The 14,432-nt window shown below is 59.2% G+C and carries 15 protein-coding genes; 10 read left to right on the forward strand and 5 right to left on the reverse strand.

What is annotated here, in order from left to right; translation table 11 throughout:
• Window positions 1–92 precede the first annotated feature (92 nt).
• The 5 genes from sucA to sdhC all read right to left on the reverse strand — a co-directional run bounded on the left by sucA (window position 93) and on the right by sdhC (window position 6,254).
• Window positions 93–2,903, reverse strand: coding sequence for a 2-oxoglutarate dehydrogenase E1 component (sucA, locus tag PG900_RS04250; RefSeq protein ID WP_043162312.1), 2,811 nt, complete (start codon window positions 2,901–2,903; stop codon window positions 93–95).
• Between the two features lie 122 nt (window positions 2,904–3,025).
• Complete coding sequence (locus PG900_RS04255) at window positions 3,026–3,742, reverse strand: succinate dehydrogenase iron-sulfur subunit (protein ID WP_011705798.1); 717 nt, start codon at window positions 3,740–3,742, stop codon at window positions 3,026–3,028.
• A 16-nt stretch (window positions 3,743–3,758) separates the two neighbouring features.
• The gene (gene sdhA / locus PG900_RS04260) at window positions 3,759–5,525 is read right to left on the reverse strand and encodes a succinate dehydrogenase flavoprotein subunit (RefSeq protein WP_011705797.1); all 1,767 of its coding nucleotides are present in this window, start codon (window positions 5,523–5,525) and stop codon (window positions 3,759–3,761) included.
• A gap of 1 nt (window position 5,526) precedes the next feature.
• Window positions 5,527–5,871 carry a succinate dehydrogenase, hydrophobic membrane anchor protein gene (gene sdhD / locus PG900_RS04265; RefSeq protein ID WP_011705796.1) on the reverse strand — a complete coding sequence of 115 codons (345 nt, stop codon included), beginning with the start codon at window positions 5,869–5,871 and terminating at the stop codon, window positions 5,527–5,529.
• The gene (sdhC, locus tag PG900_RS04270; RefSeq protein WP_011705795.1) at window positions 5,865–6,254 is read right to left on the reverse strand and encodes a succinate dehydrogenase cytochrome b556 subunit; all 390 of its coding nucleotides are present in this window, start codon (window positions 6,252–6,254) and stop codon (window positions 5,865–5,867) included. The genes sdhD and sdhC overlap by 7 nt, the downstream gene beginning before the upstream one ends.
• A gap of 424 nt (window positions 6,255–6,678) precedes the next feature.
• On the opposite strand from sdhC, the gene PG900_RS04275 reads away from it, so the two are divergent.
• The 10 genes from PG900_RS04275 to PG900_RS04320 all read left to right on the forward strand — a co-directional run bounded on the left by PG900_RS04275 (window position 6,679) and on the right by PG900_RS04320 (window position 14,426).
• Window positions 6,679–7,965, forward strand: a complete 1,287-nt coding sequence (locus tag PG900_RS04275; RefSeq protein ID WP_005300205.1) for a citrate synthase — start codon at window positions 6,679–6,681, stop codon at window positions 7,963–7,965.
• Between the two features lie 94 nt (window positions 7,966–8,059).
• Window positions 8,060–8,386, forward strand: a complete 327-nt coding sequence (locus PG900_RS04280; RefSeq protein WP_270799079.1) for a DUF4377 domain-containing protein — start codon at window positions 8,060–8,062, stop codon at window positions 8,384–8,386.
• Window positions 8,387–8,498: 112 nt separating this feature from the next.
• On the forward strand, window positions 8,499–8,993 hold the full coding sequence (locus PG900_RS04285) for a GNAT family N-acetyltransferase (RefSeq protein WP_270830980.1): 495 nt from the start codon (window positions 8,499–8,501) through the stop codon (window positions 8,991–8,993).
• Window positions 8,994–9,238: 245 nt separating this feature from the next.
• The gene (locus PG900_RS04290) at window positions 9,239–10,564 is read left to right on the forward strand and encodes a site-specific integrase (RefSeq protein WP_270830981.1); all 1,326 of its coding nucleotides are present in this window, start codon (window positions 9,239–9,241) and stop codon (window positions 10,562–10,564) included.
• Between the two features lie 63 nt (window positions 10,565–10,627).
• Window positions 10,628–10,813: a helix-turn-helix transcriptional regulator gene (locus PG900_RS04295; RefSeq protein WP_270830982.1), complete on the forward strand. Its 186-nt coding sequence runs from the start codon at window positions 10,628–10,630 to the stop codon at window positions 10,811–10,813.
• Window positions 10,810–11,457, forward strand: coding sequence for a hypothetical protein (locus tag PG900_RS04300; protein WP_270830983.1), 648 nt, complete (start codon window positions 10,810–10,812; stop codon window positions 11,455–11,457). Before PG900_RS04295 ends, PG900_RS04300 begins: the two co-directional genes overlap by 4 nt.
• Window positions 11,454–12,290 carry a hypothetical protein gene (locus PG900_RS04305; RefSeq protein WP_270830984.1) on the forward strand — a complete coding sequence of 279 codons (837 nt, stop codon included), beginning with the start codon at window positions 11,454–11,456 and terminating at the stop codon, window positions 12,288–12,290. Before PG900_RS04300 ends, PG900_RS04305 begins: the two co-directional genes overlap by 4 nt.
• A 787-nt stretch (window positions 12,291–13,077) precedes the next feature.
• Window positions 13,078–13,443: a hypothetical protein gene (locus PG900_RS04310; RefSeq protein ID WP_270830985.1), complete on the forward strand. Its 366-nt coding sequence runs from the start codon at window positions 13,078–13,080 to the stop codon at window positions 13,441–13,443.
• 10 nt (window positions 13,444–13,453) lie between these two features.
• On the forward strand, window positions 13,454–14,050 hold the full coding sequence (locus PG900_RS04315) for a hypothetical protein (RefSeq protein ID WP_270830986.1): 597 nt from the start codon (window positions 13,454–13,456) through the stop codon (window positions 14,048–14,050).
• A gap of 214 nt (window positions 14,051–14,264) precedes the next feature.
• Window positions 14,265–14,426, forward strand: a complete 162-nt coding sequence (locus PG900_RS04320; protein ID WP_270830987.1) for a hypothetical protein — start codon at window positions 14,265–14,267, stop codon at window positions 14,424–14,426.
• The last annotated feature ends 6 nt before the right edge of the window (window positions 14,427–14,432 follow it).

Consider the following 14,432-nt stretch of genomic DNA (forward strand, 5'->3'; position numbering starts at 1 on the left):
CTAATCAGTTCCTTGTTACTTCTTGGCCAGCAGGCTTGTTCCAGAGTCGGAGAGGGTCGACGCAGCGGCGTGCCCTCTCCTTCGCAACGGGTTTATTCCAGGGTCAGCGCGTCTTCCACCAGGGCTTTTTGCTGCTTGGCGTGGACTGACATGTAACCGACGGCCGGTGAAGCCGACGCCGGGCGACCGGCATAACGCAGACGGGCATGGCTTGGCAGCACGCTGTCGTAGTGATGACGGGTGCAGTACCAGGCGCCCTGGTTCTGCGGCTCTTCCTGACACCAGACGAAGTCGGTGACATGGCTGTAGTCGGCCAGGATGGCGCGCACTTCCTCTTCCGGGAAGGGGTAGAGCTGCTCAATTCGCACCAGCGCCACATCTTGCTGCTCGGCCTTGCGACGGGCATCGAGCAGGTCGTAGTAGACCTTGCCGGAGCAGAACACCACACGTTTGACGCCCTTCGGATCCAGCGCATCGATCTCGCCGATGGCGTTCTGGAAGGTGCCTTCGGCCAGCTCTTCGAGCTTGCTCACCGCCAGCGGGTGGCGCAGCAGGGATTTGGGCGTCATCACGATGAGCGGACGGCGCATCGGACGCACCACCTGGCGACGCAGCATGTGGAACACCTGCGCCGGGGTGGACGGGACGCACACCTGCATGTTGTGCTGGGCGCACATCTGCAGATAGCGCTCCAGACGGGCGGAGGAGTGCTCCGGGCCCTGCCCTTCGTAACCGTGCGGCAGCAGCATGGTCAAGCCGCACATCCGGCCCCACTTCTGCTCGCCGGAGGAGAGGAACTGATCCACCACCACCTGGGCGCAGTTGGCGAAGTCGCCGAACTGGGCTTCCCAGATGGTGAGGCCGGCCGGCTCGGCGCTGGCGTAGCCATATTCAAACGCCAGTACCGCGTTTTCGGTCAGCACGGAATCGTACACCTCGAACGGGCCCTGCTCGTCGTGCAGGTTGCACAGCGGGGTGTAGGTGCTGGCATCGGTCTGGCTGTGCAGCACGGCGTGGCGGTGGAAGAAGGTGCCACGGCCGGAGTCTTCACCGGTGAAGCGGATGCGCGAGCCCTTGTCCACCAGGGTGGCATAGGCCAGGGTCTCGGCAAAGCCCCAGTCCAGCAGCTTCTCGCCGGCGGCCATCAGGCGACGGTCTTCGTAGATCTTCTCGACCTGGCGCTGCAGCACGTGGGTGGCCGGGTACTGGCTGATGCGCTCGCCGAGGGACTTCAGATGATCCATCGGCACCGTGCTGTCATAGGCCATGGCCCAGTCGTGACCGAGATAAGGGGTCCAGTCGACGGAGTGCAGCTCCATCGGACGCCACTCCTTGCTCACCCGCTCACCGCGATCCAGGGTCTCGCGATATTCGTTGACCAGGGTAGTGGCCAGCTCCTGACTGATGCTGCCTTCCGCCACCAGCTGGTCGGCGTAGATCTTGCGCGGGGTCGGGTGCTGTTTGATCTTCTGGTACATCAGCGGCTGGGTCGCACTCGGCTCGTCGGCCTCGTTGTGACCGTGACGACGGTAGCAGACCAGCTCGATCACCACGTCGCGTTTGAAGGTATTGCGGTAATCCAGTGCAATCTGGGTCACCAGCACCACGGCTTCCGGGTCATCACCGTTGACATGCAGCACGGGGGCCTGCACCGCCTTGGCGATGTCGGTGCAATATTCGGTGGAGCGCAGGTCACGGATATAGGAGGTGGTGAAACCCACCTGGTTGTTGATGACGATACGCACCGTCCCGCCCACGCCATAGGCACGGGTCTGGGACATGTTGAAAGTCTCGGCCACCACGCCCTGACCGGCCATGGCCGAGTCGCCGTGGATGGTGATGGGCAGTACGGTCGAACCATCCTTGTCACCACGACGGTCCATGCGGGCACGGACCGAGCCGATGACCACAGGGTTGACGATCTCGAGGTGAGACGGGTTGAAGGCGAGCGCCAGGTGGACGTTGCCGCCCGGGGTGGCGAAGTCGGACGAGAAGCCCATGTGGTACTTCACGTCACCCGTGCCCCAGGATTCGCCGTGCTTGCCTGCAAACTCGTCGAACAGGTCCTGGGCGCGCTTGCCCAGCACGTTGATCAGCACGTTGAGACGGCCGCGGTGGGCCATGCCGATGACGGCCTCTTTGCAGCCCTGCTCACCGGCGCGGCGAATAAGCTCTTTGAGCATAGGCACCATGGCATCGCCCCCTTCCAGGGAGAAACGCTTGGCCCCTGGGAATTTGGCGCCCAGGTATTTTTCCAGCCCTTCGGCGGCGGTCAGGCTCTCGAGGAAGCGGGTCTTCTCTTCCAGGGTGTAGCTGCCCGTCCCTTCGATGGATTCGAGACGCTGTTGCAGCCAGCGCTTCTCCTCGGTGGAGGTGAGGTGCATGTAGTCGGCGCCGATGCTGCCGCAGTAGGTTTTCTTCAGCGAGGCATACAGATCGGAGAGCACCATGGTCTCGCGACCGATGGCGTAGGAGCCCACGTTGAAGGTGGCCTCCATGTCTGCGCCCTGCAGGTTGTGAAACGCGGGATCCAGTTCGGCAACGGTTTCACGCGCCCAGAGGCCGAGCGGATCCAGATTGGCGTTTTGATGGCCACGGAAGCGGAAGGCGTTGATCAGCTGCAATACCCGCACCTGCTTGGCATCCACTTGCGGATCGGAGACGGGGGCACTGTAGCGGGAGGGATCCTTGGCCAGGCGACGGAAATAATCGCGGACTCGGGAGTGAGGTTGTTCTATCGCATGGCCATTGACCTGGGGCAGCGAGCTAAACAGGCTGCGCCACTCTTCGGCTACGGACTCGGGGTCTTCCAGGAAGGATTCGTACAAATCCTCAATATAGCTTGCATTCGCACCAGCCAGGTGAGATGACTCCAACCAGGCCTTCATCACGCCGTTATGCATTTCTATCCCTTGTACATCTTGTTCACTGCAGCGCAGCTTGTAGGGTTTAAATAGCCATCCAGCCATGGTGACGGATGGCTATCCAGAGGTCGGGCCTGGCGCGTGACGCCCTGGCCCTGATACTAAACAGCCCGATTGAGCAGCATCGACTTGATCTGACCGATGGCCTTGGTCGGGTTCAAGCCCTTGGGACAGACGTTCACGCAGTTCATGATGCCGTGGCAACGGAACACGCTGAAGGCGTCATCCAGATTACCCAGTCGATCGGTAGCAGCGGTATCGCGGCTGTCCGCCAGCCAGCGATAGGCGGCGAGCAGACCGGCCGGGCCGATGAACTTGTCCGGGTTCCACCAGAAGGAGGGGCAAGAGGTGGAGCAGCAGGCACAGAGAATACACTCGTACAGGCCATCCAGCTTGGCGCGCTCTTCGGGGGATTGCAGGTGCTCACGCACGGGCGGCAATTTTTCGTCGTTGATGAGGAAGGGTTTGACCTTCTCCCACTGGGTGTAGAACTGGGTCATGTCGATCACCAGATCACGGATCACCGGCAGGCCTGGCAAGGGGCGGATAACGACGTTATTGCCCTTCTTCAGCAGATCGGAGAGCGGGGTGATGCAGGCAAGACCGTTCTTGCCATTCATGTTGAGACCGTCAGATCCACAGACCCCTTCGCGGCAAGAGCGGCGGAAGGCGAGCGTGGGATCCAGCTCTTTGAGCTGGATCAGTGCGTCGAGCACCATCATGTCGGAACCTTCAGGAATATCAAGACGATATTCCTTCATATGAGGGACGTTATCAACATCCGGATTGTATCTGTAGACAGAGAATGTGACGTTCATAGGGCTAGCTCCGCAATCAGTAAGTCCGGACCTTGGGCGGGAACGCCTCACGGGTCTTGGGTGACATGTTGACAGCGCGACGGGTCATGGACTCGGTGTCCGGATGATAGAGGCTGTGGCACAGCCAGCTCTCATCGTCACGCTCCGGGAAATCGAAGCGGCTGTGGGCGCCCCGGCTCTCGGTACGGAAGTTGGCAGCCACCGCGGTGGCATAGGCCGTCTCCATCAGGTTGTCCAGCTCCAGGCACTCGATACGCTGGGTGTTGAACTCCTTGGAGGTGTCGTCCAGACGGGCGTTCTTGAGGCGCTCGCGGATGAGTTTCAGCTCGGCCAGCCCTTCGGCCATGGCATCGCCTTCCCGGAATACGGAGAAGTTGTTCTGCATGCAGCGCTGCAGGTCCTTGCGGATCTGCACCGGATCTTCACCGTCACGGCAATTTTCCCAGCGATTGAAGCGGGACAGTGCAGCGTCGATATCGGCGTCGGAGGCGGCGCGGCCGTGCTCCATCTCGCTCAGGGTGTTGACCAGATGCATGCCGGCGGCGCGGCCAAATACCACCAGATCCAGCAGCGAGTTGCCGCCCAGACGGTTGGCACCGTGCACCGAGACGCAGGCGATTTCGCCCACCGCAAACAGACCGACTACCGGCACGTCGTTGCCGTCCTTGTCCTGGGTCAGGCACTGGCCGTTCACGTTGGTCGGCACGCCGCCCATCATGTAGTGGCAGGTCGGGATGATGGGGATGGGTTCCTTGACCGGATCCACGTGGGCGAAGGTGCGAGAGAGCTCGCAGATGCCCGGCAGACGGGATTCCAGTACCTCTTTGCCGAGGTGATCCAGCTTGAGCTTGATGTGCGGGCCCCAGGGACCGTCGCAGCCACGACCTTCGCGGATCTCGATCATGATGGAACGGGCCACCACGTCGCGACCGGCCAGATCCTTGGCGTTCGGCGCATAACGCTCCATGAAGCGCTCGCCGTCTTTATTGAGCAGGTAGCCGCCTTCACCGCGGCAACCTTCGGTCACCAGCACCCCTGCCCCGGCGATGCCGGTCGGGTGGAACTGCCAGAACTCCATGTCCTGCACGCCGACCCCGGCGCGCAGCGCCATGCCGACGCCATCACCGGTGTTGATATGGGCGTTGGTGGTGGACTGGTAGATGCGCCCGGCGCCGCCGGTGGCGAGCACCGTGGCCTTGGCCTTGAAGTAGACGACTTCACCGCTCTCCATGTCGATGGCGGTACAGCCGACGATGTGGCCGTCCTGGTTCTTCACCAGATCCAGCGCATACCACTCGGAGAAGACGGTGGTCTTGTTCTTGACGTTTTGCTGATAGAGGGTGTGCAGCAGGGCGTGACCGGTACGGTCGGCTGCCGCCGCGGTACGGGCCGCCTGCTCGCCACCGAAATTCTTGGACTGGCCGCCAAACGGACGCTGATAGACGGTGCCGTTGTCGAAGCGGGAGAAGGGCAGGCCCATGTTCTCCAGTTCATAAACGGCCTCGGGGCCGGTCTTGCACATGTATTCAATGGCTTCCTGATCACCGATGTAATCGGAGCCCTTGACGGTGTCGTACATGTGCCACTGCCAGTTGTCGTCGTGGGCATTGCCCAGCGCAACCGTGATCCCGCCCTGGGCAGAAACCGTGTGAGAACGGGTCGGGAATACCTTGGATAACAGAGCGCAGCTCTTGCCGGATTGGGCAATCTGCAGCGCGGCGCGCATGCCGGCGCCACCGGCACCGATCACCACCGCATCAAATTCACGAGTTGGAATAGTCACCTTACACCCCCCACAGTACAACGAAGCCGGTCATCAGGTAGACGAACAGCACCACTACCAGGGCAAATTGCAGCGCACCGCGCAACCCCACCGGCTTGATATAGTCGGTCAGCACCTGCCACAGACCGATCCAGGCGTGGATCAGTACGCACAGCAGCGCCAACAGGGTGAACACCTTGGTGAAGGTTTTGGCGAAGAAGCCGGTCCACACCTCGTAGCTGATGTCGTTGAACGCGACAAAGCCCACCAGGTAGAGGACATAACAGGTCATGATGAGGGCGGTGGCGCGGATCAGGATGTAATCGTGAACGCCGCTGCGCCCGAAGGTTGCAGAATTGGTTACCATACCAGTACCCCCGCCAATACCGCCAAAACCGCGGTGATCACGAAGGCCACGCGGGCACTCTGATTACCGGATTCCAGCTCTTCCCAATAGCCCATGTCCATGACCAGGTGACGCAGTCCGCCCACAATGTGGTAAGCCAGCGCAGTCAGGATCCCCCACAGCACGAATTTGACCAGGAAGTTGTCCATGATGGACACCACGGTCTCAAATCCTTCGGGAGAGGCGAGTGAAGTACCAAGCATCCACAGCAAGATTGAGAGCGCCACAAAGGTGATGACCCCTGAGACACGATGCAAGATGGAAGCGATGGCGGTGACAGGAAAGCTGATCGTCTGTAGGTCGAGGTTTACAGGTCTCTGTTTATTTTTCACGGCTTTGCCCACTCAGCTCCATTGAGCACGTTAGTTATTGTTTTTACACGCTTATGAGGGCATGGAGTGGCATTTGTTAGGTTTTTGTTACCAAAACAACTCAGGAAAGCCAAAAATAACATTTTCAATATCACATCTAGCTTTGCGAAAGCGTTTCAAACACCGACAGCCATCACCCACGAGGCGCAGTATATCGGCGGGCTTAACCAATGACAATCAATTAGCTACAAAGAAAACCCAAAACCGTAAACCAGATCTCACAACTCATTTAACAAATCATTAATGATCATCCAGCAAAATTGACAACAGCCCTGAACTCTGTTTCAAATAAGGCGCTCCAGCCGCCCTGGTACGGGTCAGAACCTTTGCCAGCGTCATCAAACTCGTAATAAAGTAGAGCTGGAATCAAATTATAAAAGAGCAAAGGAGACGTGCTATGGCTGATAAGATAGCCACCCTACATCTACCCGGTAAAGACCCGGTAGAACTCCCGATCCTGTCAGGAACTGTCGGACCCGACGTGATCGATGTCAGAAAACTGGGCGCGCAAGGGTACTTCACCTTCGACCCCGGTTTTATGGCAACCGGTTCTTGCAAATCATCCATTACGTACATAGATGGCGATCAGGGTGTCTTGCTGCACCGTGGTTACCCCATCGCCCAGTTGGCCACCCAGGCCAGCTATCTGGAAGTCTGCTACATCCTGCTGTACGGCGAGGCGCCCACCAAGGCGCAGTACACGGAATTCGAACGTCTGGTCACCCGCCACACCATGGTGCACGAGCAGATTGCCTTCTTCTTCCGCGGCTTCCGTCGTGATGCCCACCCCATGGCCGTCATGTGCGGCGTGGTCAGTGCGCTCTCCGCCTTCTATCACGATGCCCTCGACATCAACAACGAAGAGCACCGCGAGATCTGCGCCTTCCGTCTGCTCTCCAAGATGCCGACCCTGGCCGCCATGTGCTACAAGTACTCCATCGGTCAGCCGTTCATGCAGCCGCGTAACGCCCTCTCCTATGCCGGCAACTTCCTGCACATGATGTTTGGCGTGCCGACCGAAGAGTACAAGGTCAACCCCATCGTCGAACGCGCCATGGACCGCATCTTCACCCTGCATGCGGACCACGAGCAGAACGCCTCCACCTCCACCGTGCGTCTGGCCGGCTCCTCCGGCGCCAACCCGTTTGCCTGTATCGCCGCGGGGATCGCCTCCCTGTGGGGACCGGCCCACGGCGGTGCCAACGAAGCCTGCCTCAAGATGCTCGAGGAGATCGGCTCCGTTGACCGCATTCCCGAGTACATCGCCAAGGCCAAGGACAAGAACGATCCGTTCCGTCTGATGGGCTTCGGTCACCGGGTCTACAAGAACCACGATCCCCGTGCCACCGTGATGCGCGAAACCTGTCACGAGGTACTGACCGAGCTGCAGATCAAGGATCCGCTGCTGGACGTGGCCATGGAGCTGGAACGCATCGCGCTCTCCGACCCCTACTTCATCGAGAAGAAGCTCTACCCGAACGTGGACTTCTACTCCGGCATCATCATGAAGGCCATCGGCATCCCCATGTCCATGTTCACCGTGATCTTCGCCATCTCCCGTACCATCGGCTGGATTGCCCACTGGAACGAAATGCACTCGGATCCGGATCAGAAGATCGGCCGTCCGCGTCAGCTCTATACCGGTCAGCCGCAACGCGAGTTCACCCCGCTCGACCAGCGTTGAGTCACGGGTTTCGGATTTTTTGTTACAAAGGCGGTCATTGACCGCCTTTTTATTTGCCGCTCTAATGCCCCCCTTTCCATCGAAGGAGTTCATCATGAGACCACAGTTCCTCAGCGCCGCTGCCGCCCTGCTGCTCAGCGCCTGTCAAAGCGCCCCCACGCCAACTGCAGGCGAGACCCTCTACGTCAACAGCCAGCTGGTACACTGCGTCGGTGTCGGTCCCATGCAGTGCATGCAGGTGCGCAGTGACGAGCAGCAGCCCTGGACCCTGTTCTATCAGCAGATTGAAGGCTTTCAGTTTGAAGCCGGCTACCGCTATCAGCTGACCGTCAGCAAGCAGCAGCTCACCGATGTGCCGGCAGATGCCCCTTCCCTGCGCTACCAGCTCATCAAGGTCGTCAGCAAGCAGGCAGCGCGCTGATCAAAAAAGGCATCATTTGGAGATGTCTGTTCAGTTCATGACCCGGTTCTGGTACGCTGGTTGACGAATCCATTGTTTAATCAGCGTTTTCGGGCAGCCATGCCCCACCACTATGATCAAGATCCGCACGACCCGGGCCAACGACTGGCCCGCCATCATGGCCATTCAGGACGAGTGTTATCACCAGCTGGATCCTGAGCCCATCGAAGTCATGAGCAACAAGGCCGAACTGGCCCCCGCCTGCTGCTGGGTGGCCGAACACCAGGGCCAGGTGCTGGGCTATTTGCTCTGCCACCCCTGGCGCGCCCACCAGCCACCGCCGCTCTCCGTCCCCATTCAGCGCCTGGCCGGCAACGACGAGTTCTATCTGCACGATCTCGCCGTCTCACGGCAGGCCCGCGGCAAGGGCATAGGGCAGCGGCTGCTCGCCACCGCCCTCGCGTTTGCCGCAGACGAAGGGTTCGAGCACGCCGGTCTGGTGGCGGTACAGGATGCGCCGGCCTTCTGGCGCAAGCAGGGCTTCCAGCCGGCCAGTACTCGCAAGTCCCTCACCGAATATGGCGAGGGTGCTACCTACATGCGGCTGCCACTGCCGCGACGGGGCTGACGATCACCCAATGAAAAAGGCGCCTTGCGGCGCCTTTTTTGCAACTCATGTGGGCTCATCAAGCCTTGAACTTGCTGAGTACAAGCAATGATGTTCGCCAAAAGCCAACAATGAACGTTAAGCACTGATTTACATATAAAATAGTTGCGCACGTAGTTCGCAATAGCTCACCTTGGTTCGGGTGTAGTCGTTAGCCTTTGGGGTATCTGTGGGGTAAAATACCCCTAAACAGAGGAGACTACCAAATGCCCCGTATCACAATGCCCCTCACGCCGAAAAGTTGCGACGCTCTCAAACCTGCGGCAGGTAAGAAGCTCGCCCGCAAATCAGACGGAGCTACCCCAGGGCTCCTTCTCGAAGCGCGCATGGTCAACCAGAACAAAGCCGATGGCGGAACAAGGGAGGTTCTATGCAAATGGTGGCGCTGGCGCTATCGCCACAATGGCAAAGACTCCACTCTGACTATTGGCTCCTATCCGGCGACCACACTGGCAGCGGCTCGTGATAAAGCCCACGAGATGAGCGAGAGCTTTAGGAAAGATCCCACCATGAGCGCATATCGCCAGAATGGCGGGTCGGCAACTGAAAGCGTGACCTTTGGGGAGTGGTTTTACCGCTGGCTGGATGACCCCAAGAGCGGCGTATCACGTAGCGATGGTGGCCGCCAGCCACTTCATCCAGCAGCAGTGCGTCAAGTTCGGAGCGCTTTTACTCGCATCCTTGGCAGCGTGGCAGACGTTAGGCTCGCAGATCTGACGATCGGACATATAAAACCTCACATTGAGAAATATAGTGACACGGCGCCAGTGTTAGCCCGCCGTCTCAAGCAGTATGTTTCCCGCTGCCTGCTCGAAGCCGTCCCTGAACACTTGTCCGATACGCCTTTGCGTGGGGCCGAGTTCAAAATGGGAGCCAAGCGCCCACAACCACACCCGGAGCTTGTAGAGAATGAGATCGGCGAAATTATCAGCGCTGTTCTTGGCGGCCCAGCCGGGGCAGAAGTGAAGGGCGCCTACATATTGCAGTGGTGGACTCTTTGCCGCCCAGGCGAAGCTGCTGGCGCCCGCTGGGATGAGTTCGACCTTGATGCCGGCACTTGGACGATCCCCGGTGAACGAATGAAGATGGGCCTAGCTACCACCCGCCCACTACCTCGACAAGCTCTGGCATTCCTAAAAGCACTGCCCCGCCGAGGCCCTTGGCTTTTCCCGAGCCAACGCAGAGAAGGGCCGATCAGCTCGAACAGCATCAGCGGGGCGGTGTGCGGGGCTGGTCTACAAGGCCGCCACACACCCCACTCAATCCGCCATTTCTCATCCTCATGGCTGAACGGTCATTACGAAGTGCTCGAGCGTGACGAATACGGCGACATAACCAAGATCAACCGCCCATTTCATCCTGACTGGATTGAGCGCCAGCTCGCCCACGTGCCGGGCACGATCAGAGGCGTCTATAACCGAGCCGAGTACCTGCCTGAGAGACGCTTCATGATGCAAATCTGGGCAAACCACCTCGACACTCTAGCCCCAGACTTACGCCACTTCGCGCAATTATTTTATATAAATCAATAACTTGTTATCATTTTACCATGTTGAGATAATAGGCTCCACGAACCACACGGAGCCTTAACGAACATGAGCGAACAACTGCCGCGCTTTCTGACCATCAAGCAGACATGTGAAGCGCTACAGATCGGCAAAACCACCGTTTACGCGCTTATCCACAGTGGCGAGCTTAAAGCTGTTCGTATAGGCACCCGCTGCACCCGGATCCCCCTCGAAAGCATCAACGCCCTTAAAATTCAGGAGATTGCGCGATGAATAAAACAACCAAGACCAGCCAGGAATGGGCGGCAACTGTCGCTCAACTGCAAGAGAAGCGGGCCGCCCTTTGTTCTGCCTGTGATAATGCTAAGGCAGCAGCGGAAGCTGTAGCCCTCGACGCTCACATGGGCGATGAAGCGGCGGCTGCCAAGCTGAAACAAGCCACCCTCGAACAGCGGCAAGCAGCTCTGGATCTGGAACATCTGGACGGCGCAATCAAACAGGCCATTGCACGTCAGATCGAGGCTAAAGAGGCCGAGCGTCTGGCCGGTGCCCTCGAGCAACTGCCGCGCATCCGTACAGCCGTCGAAGGGCTCGATGCTCTGGAGGCCCGCCTCCATGCTGCGCTCCTTGAGGTGGCAGCTTGTGAGCGGGAAATGGAAGCGATGGACGCTGCGGGGCACGGTGTCGTGTTCACTGCAAAGCACAGCTACGGCATCGATCTCGTCTATTCCGGTCAAGGGCCTCGCAGCAAACCGCATTTGCTCCAGGGCGATCTGGTCGCCGCAGGTGTCAGATACTTGCTTTCCCCCACTCGGGTTGTCATCCGTGAAGGTGCTCCCGGCATGTCCGTTGGCTTCCGGGGCGCTTTTGAGCGTCTGGAGCGAGAGCTGCTTGAAGCGACTGGAGGTGCAGCATGATTAGCGCCGGGGTAACTCCCGGCCTGTTTTGGGGCTGGGCTCAGATCACGCATGACGCATCAGGGGCCGCGGCCTTCGATACCGACAACCAAGCACTGGATGATGAAGGCATGGTGATCGGTGCATGGTGCGAGTTTCTTGCATCTGGCGCACCGATGCTTGAGCAGCATAGCGGGAAGCAAGTCGGCGCAGTTCGGTTCGCCTTTCCGCTAGTTCCGAGCATCGCACAGGCGCTCGGCATCCAAACCGACCGATACGGGGTGATCGTAGGGTGTGAAGCCACGGACGCCGGTACCCGCCAGCGTCTGGAAGCTGGCCAGATCCGCGGCTATTCAGTGGGAGGTATGGCCAAGTGGGCTGATGTGGCCAAGATGCGATTCACCGAGGGCACGCAGCGCCAACGCGCCGTTGCGTTCAAGCTGGGCGAGCTGTCATTCGTGACTGACCCGGCACAGGAGCAGGCCCTCATTGCCCTGAAAAAGCAGGCTGGTGTGGATGTGTGTGGCATGTTCCGCAAGCAAGCTGAAACCGCCGGGGCGATGCTCGATGCGCTCGTTAAGCAGCGCCGCGCCGATACCGGGTGCAGCATGAGCGAAGCCCTGGATGCTGTCTATAAAAGTGAGACTGGCCGCCAGTTGTACGGCATCCACACTACGGCCACCGATATGAGTAAAGGGGCCGCACAGGTCAACCACGCAGCCCGCCAAGAGGCGGCGGCGAAGTTGAACGAACTTGTGCAGGCGAGACGCCAGAAGACGGGCCAAAGCTACGTTGAAGCCTTCAAAATCGTTGCGGCAGAACAGCCTGCACTGATGGCCGCTGCGGAGGGTTAACGGTATGGGGGCCGCTCGAATCGCTATCAAGATGGGGGCGCGGATCGGCCCCCTTACCCTCCCGCTACCATCTGCCGGACTGGTACACGCTGGACGCCTGCATTCATATCGCCGAGGCGTGTGGATGGCCAGAGCTTGGCCTCGCGGCGACTGGTTCGCCATCCCGGTAGATTTCCCCATCAAAACTAACCTACTCATGGCTGAACAAGGTCGATGCTTCTCTTGGCGTGGGGGCTTTTGGTGCTGGGCTACAGTGGCCCGAATCTTGTGGAGAAGCCAAGCATGACCAACGTATATATCGGCGGGTTTGGCTCTTGCTCACAAGGGAGTGAGAAGGCAAAAGGCTGGCAGCCTACCCATTATTTCGGCGGCTACACCCTGGCAGAAATCCCCGCGCTAGTTGAAGAGATCGCCCGAGTGCGCCCGTCGCTCATTGTCGGCCACAGTCTGGGAGCGAGCGTCGCATGGCTCGCCGCGATGAAGTGTGCCCCCTCTGCTGTAATTTGCACAAGCCCAGCCCTTGGACTCAATCAACCGCGCCACCGCCTCGAAGCTGCACGGCGTGGAGCTCTGCGACTTGCCCTGGCTGCCAGTGTGACCGAGCTCCCGGCCTTGCCAGCGTTACGCCCTCTGGCGTGTCCCGCCCTGCTCATTGCGGGGCAACGTGACGAACTAATCCCGTGGCGCCTCGTGAGCTGGCAGGCCCGACGCTTGGGCGCCGACTTTCTACGCCTATCTGATGGCGACCATGAGGATATTGCAGCTACTAACTGGCTTAGGAGGTTTCATGACCATCGCGCAGCAGCTTGATAGGGCCGGGCGCCAGATGTGGGCCGCCGTGCTCCAGCAATGGATCAATGACATAGCGCTTGGGGCGTCAAACGCCGCATTCGACACCGGACGGGTGGACAAAGGAGACTGCGGGCTCGACGCTTACCGCGATTTCAGCACATGGAGCCATGACAATCTCCCCGAGATGTGGCACAGGGTATGCGACATTCTCGACCTAGACGCCGTGGCTGTCTGGGAGCGCGTGTGGCAACGAATAGCAGCCAGCAGGGACACCGTTCCCCGCGATGTTGAGGAGCAGATCTATCTCGAGGCCATCGCGGCTGGTTTCACACTGGCCGAAGCCTACAAACTGGCAGCATAAGGAGCACACCGTGGCTTTCACCTTAGAAGAGTTCGACAAAGCCCGCCGTTTTGTGTTCGGCGAACGATACCGCATCGTCACCGGGCGCAAAGTTAACACCGCCCACAAATTCTGCGAAGTGCACCAGATGGGCTTCTTTGTGGACACAACCCGCCAGCTCACAGACTGGTTGGGGTGCCCTGGCTGCTCTGGGCTGGCTGATTACACCGAGGAAAGCTATCTGGAAGCGGCCCGGGCGATGCACACCGTGGGGCCGATCCAAGTTTGCTGGTTCCCCCAGCTTTTGAAATATCGCTTTTTGCGGGAGTATGGAGACAGGATTACCGACGTACTCATCGGGTGCGAAGTGCATGGAGTGCTGCATAATATCCACCCAGTAGCGCACCACCTTAGAGGCGCAGGGTGTCCCAAGTGTGCAGCATTAGGCCCCCAGCCTCATGGAAAGCAGCTCTATCCAGCCAAAATTGTCCACCCTGACGGCCTGCCGTTCTATCGTATAGGAGCCTCTTTCAATAAAGCCGATGAGCTCAAAGAAGCGTTGCCTCCCGCTGGCGCTCGCCCACGTTATTTGGTCGATGATCCGTTCGAGTGGTATCCAATGGGGTAAAGCTGCTCGAGTAAAATCATGGAACCCCTGAGATAGCGCTGCATGGAGGGCTGCCGCGCTTGTCATAACAAATTATCAGAGCAGGGGAATAAAATAGTTGCGCTTGCTGGAGCTGCATGATATATTAAAAAATAGGGTAAATATAAAAACGAATTGACCAAGGCCTACCCTACGTCTTACTATTCCTCAAACACACTTCGAGGAGTAGACCCCTATGGCACAGACAATCACCTTCCGCCCGAACGAAGCCCGCGATCCGCTCAATCAGCTCGTGGCGGCTACCGGCAGCACCCCCTCCAAGATCATCCGTCAAGCAATTCGCGAAATGGCAGCCCGCCAGCTTCAGCAGACAAACAAAAAGCCCGATCAGCAATGATCGGGC

The sequence above is a fragment of the Aeromonas sp. QDB03 genome, assembly GCF_027707985.1.
GTDB classification, from domain to species: domain Bacteria; phylum Pseudomonadota; class Gammaproteobacteria; order Enterobacterales; family Aeromonadaceae; genus Aeromonas; species Aeromonas hydrophila.

Coding starts and splice junctions, on each gene's coding strand:
- sucA (WP_043162312.1), bottom strand. CDS start 2,903: ATGCATAACGGCGTGATGAAGGCCTGGTTGGAGTCATCTCACCTGGCT.
- PG900_RS04255 (WP_011705798.1), bottom strand. CDS start 3,742: ATGAACGTCACATTCTCTGTCTACAGATACAATCCGGATGTTGATAAC.
- sdhD (WP_011705796.1), bottom strand. CDS start 5,871: ATGGTAACCAATTCTGCAACCTTCGGGCGCAGCGGCGTTCACGATTAC.
- PG900_RS04275 (WP_005300205.1), top strand. CDS start 6,679: ATGGCTGATAAGATAGCCACCCTACATCTACCCGGTAAAGACCCGGTA.
- PG900_RS04280 (WP_270799079.1), top strand. CDS start 8,060: ATGAGACCACAGTTCCTCAGCGCCGCTGCCGCCCTGCTGCTCAGCGCC.
- PG900_RS04285 (WP_270830980.1), top strand. CDS start 8,499: ATGATCAAGATCCGCACGACCCGGGCCAACGACTGGCCCGCCATCATG.
- PG900_RS04290 (WP_270830981.1), top strand. CDS start 9,239: ATGCCCCGTATCACAATGCCCCTCACGCCGAAAAGTTGCGACGCTCTC.
- PG900_RS04295 (WP_270830982.1), top strand. CDS start 10,628: ATGAGCGAACAACTGCCGCGCTTTCTGACCATCAAGCAGACATGTGAA.
- PG900_RS04300 (WP_270830983.1), top strand. CDS start 10,810: ATGAATAAAACAACCAAGACCAGCCAGGAATGGGCGGCAACTGTCGCT.
- PG900_RS04305 (WP_270830984.1), top strand. CDS start 11,454: ATGATTAGCGCCGGGGTAACTCCCGGCCTGTTTTGGGGCTGGGCTCAG.
- PG900_RS04310 (WP_270830985.1), top strand. CDS start 13,078: ATGACCATCGCGCAGCAGCTTGATAGGGCCGGGCGCCAGATGTGGGCC.
- PG900_RS04320 (WP_270830987.1), top strand. CDS start 14,265: ATGGCACAGACAATCACCTTCCGCCCGAACGAAGCCCGCGATCCGCTC.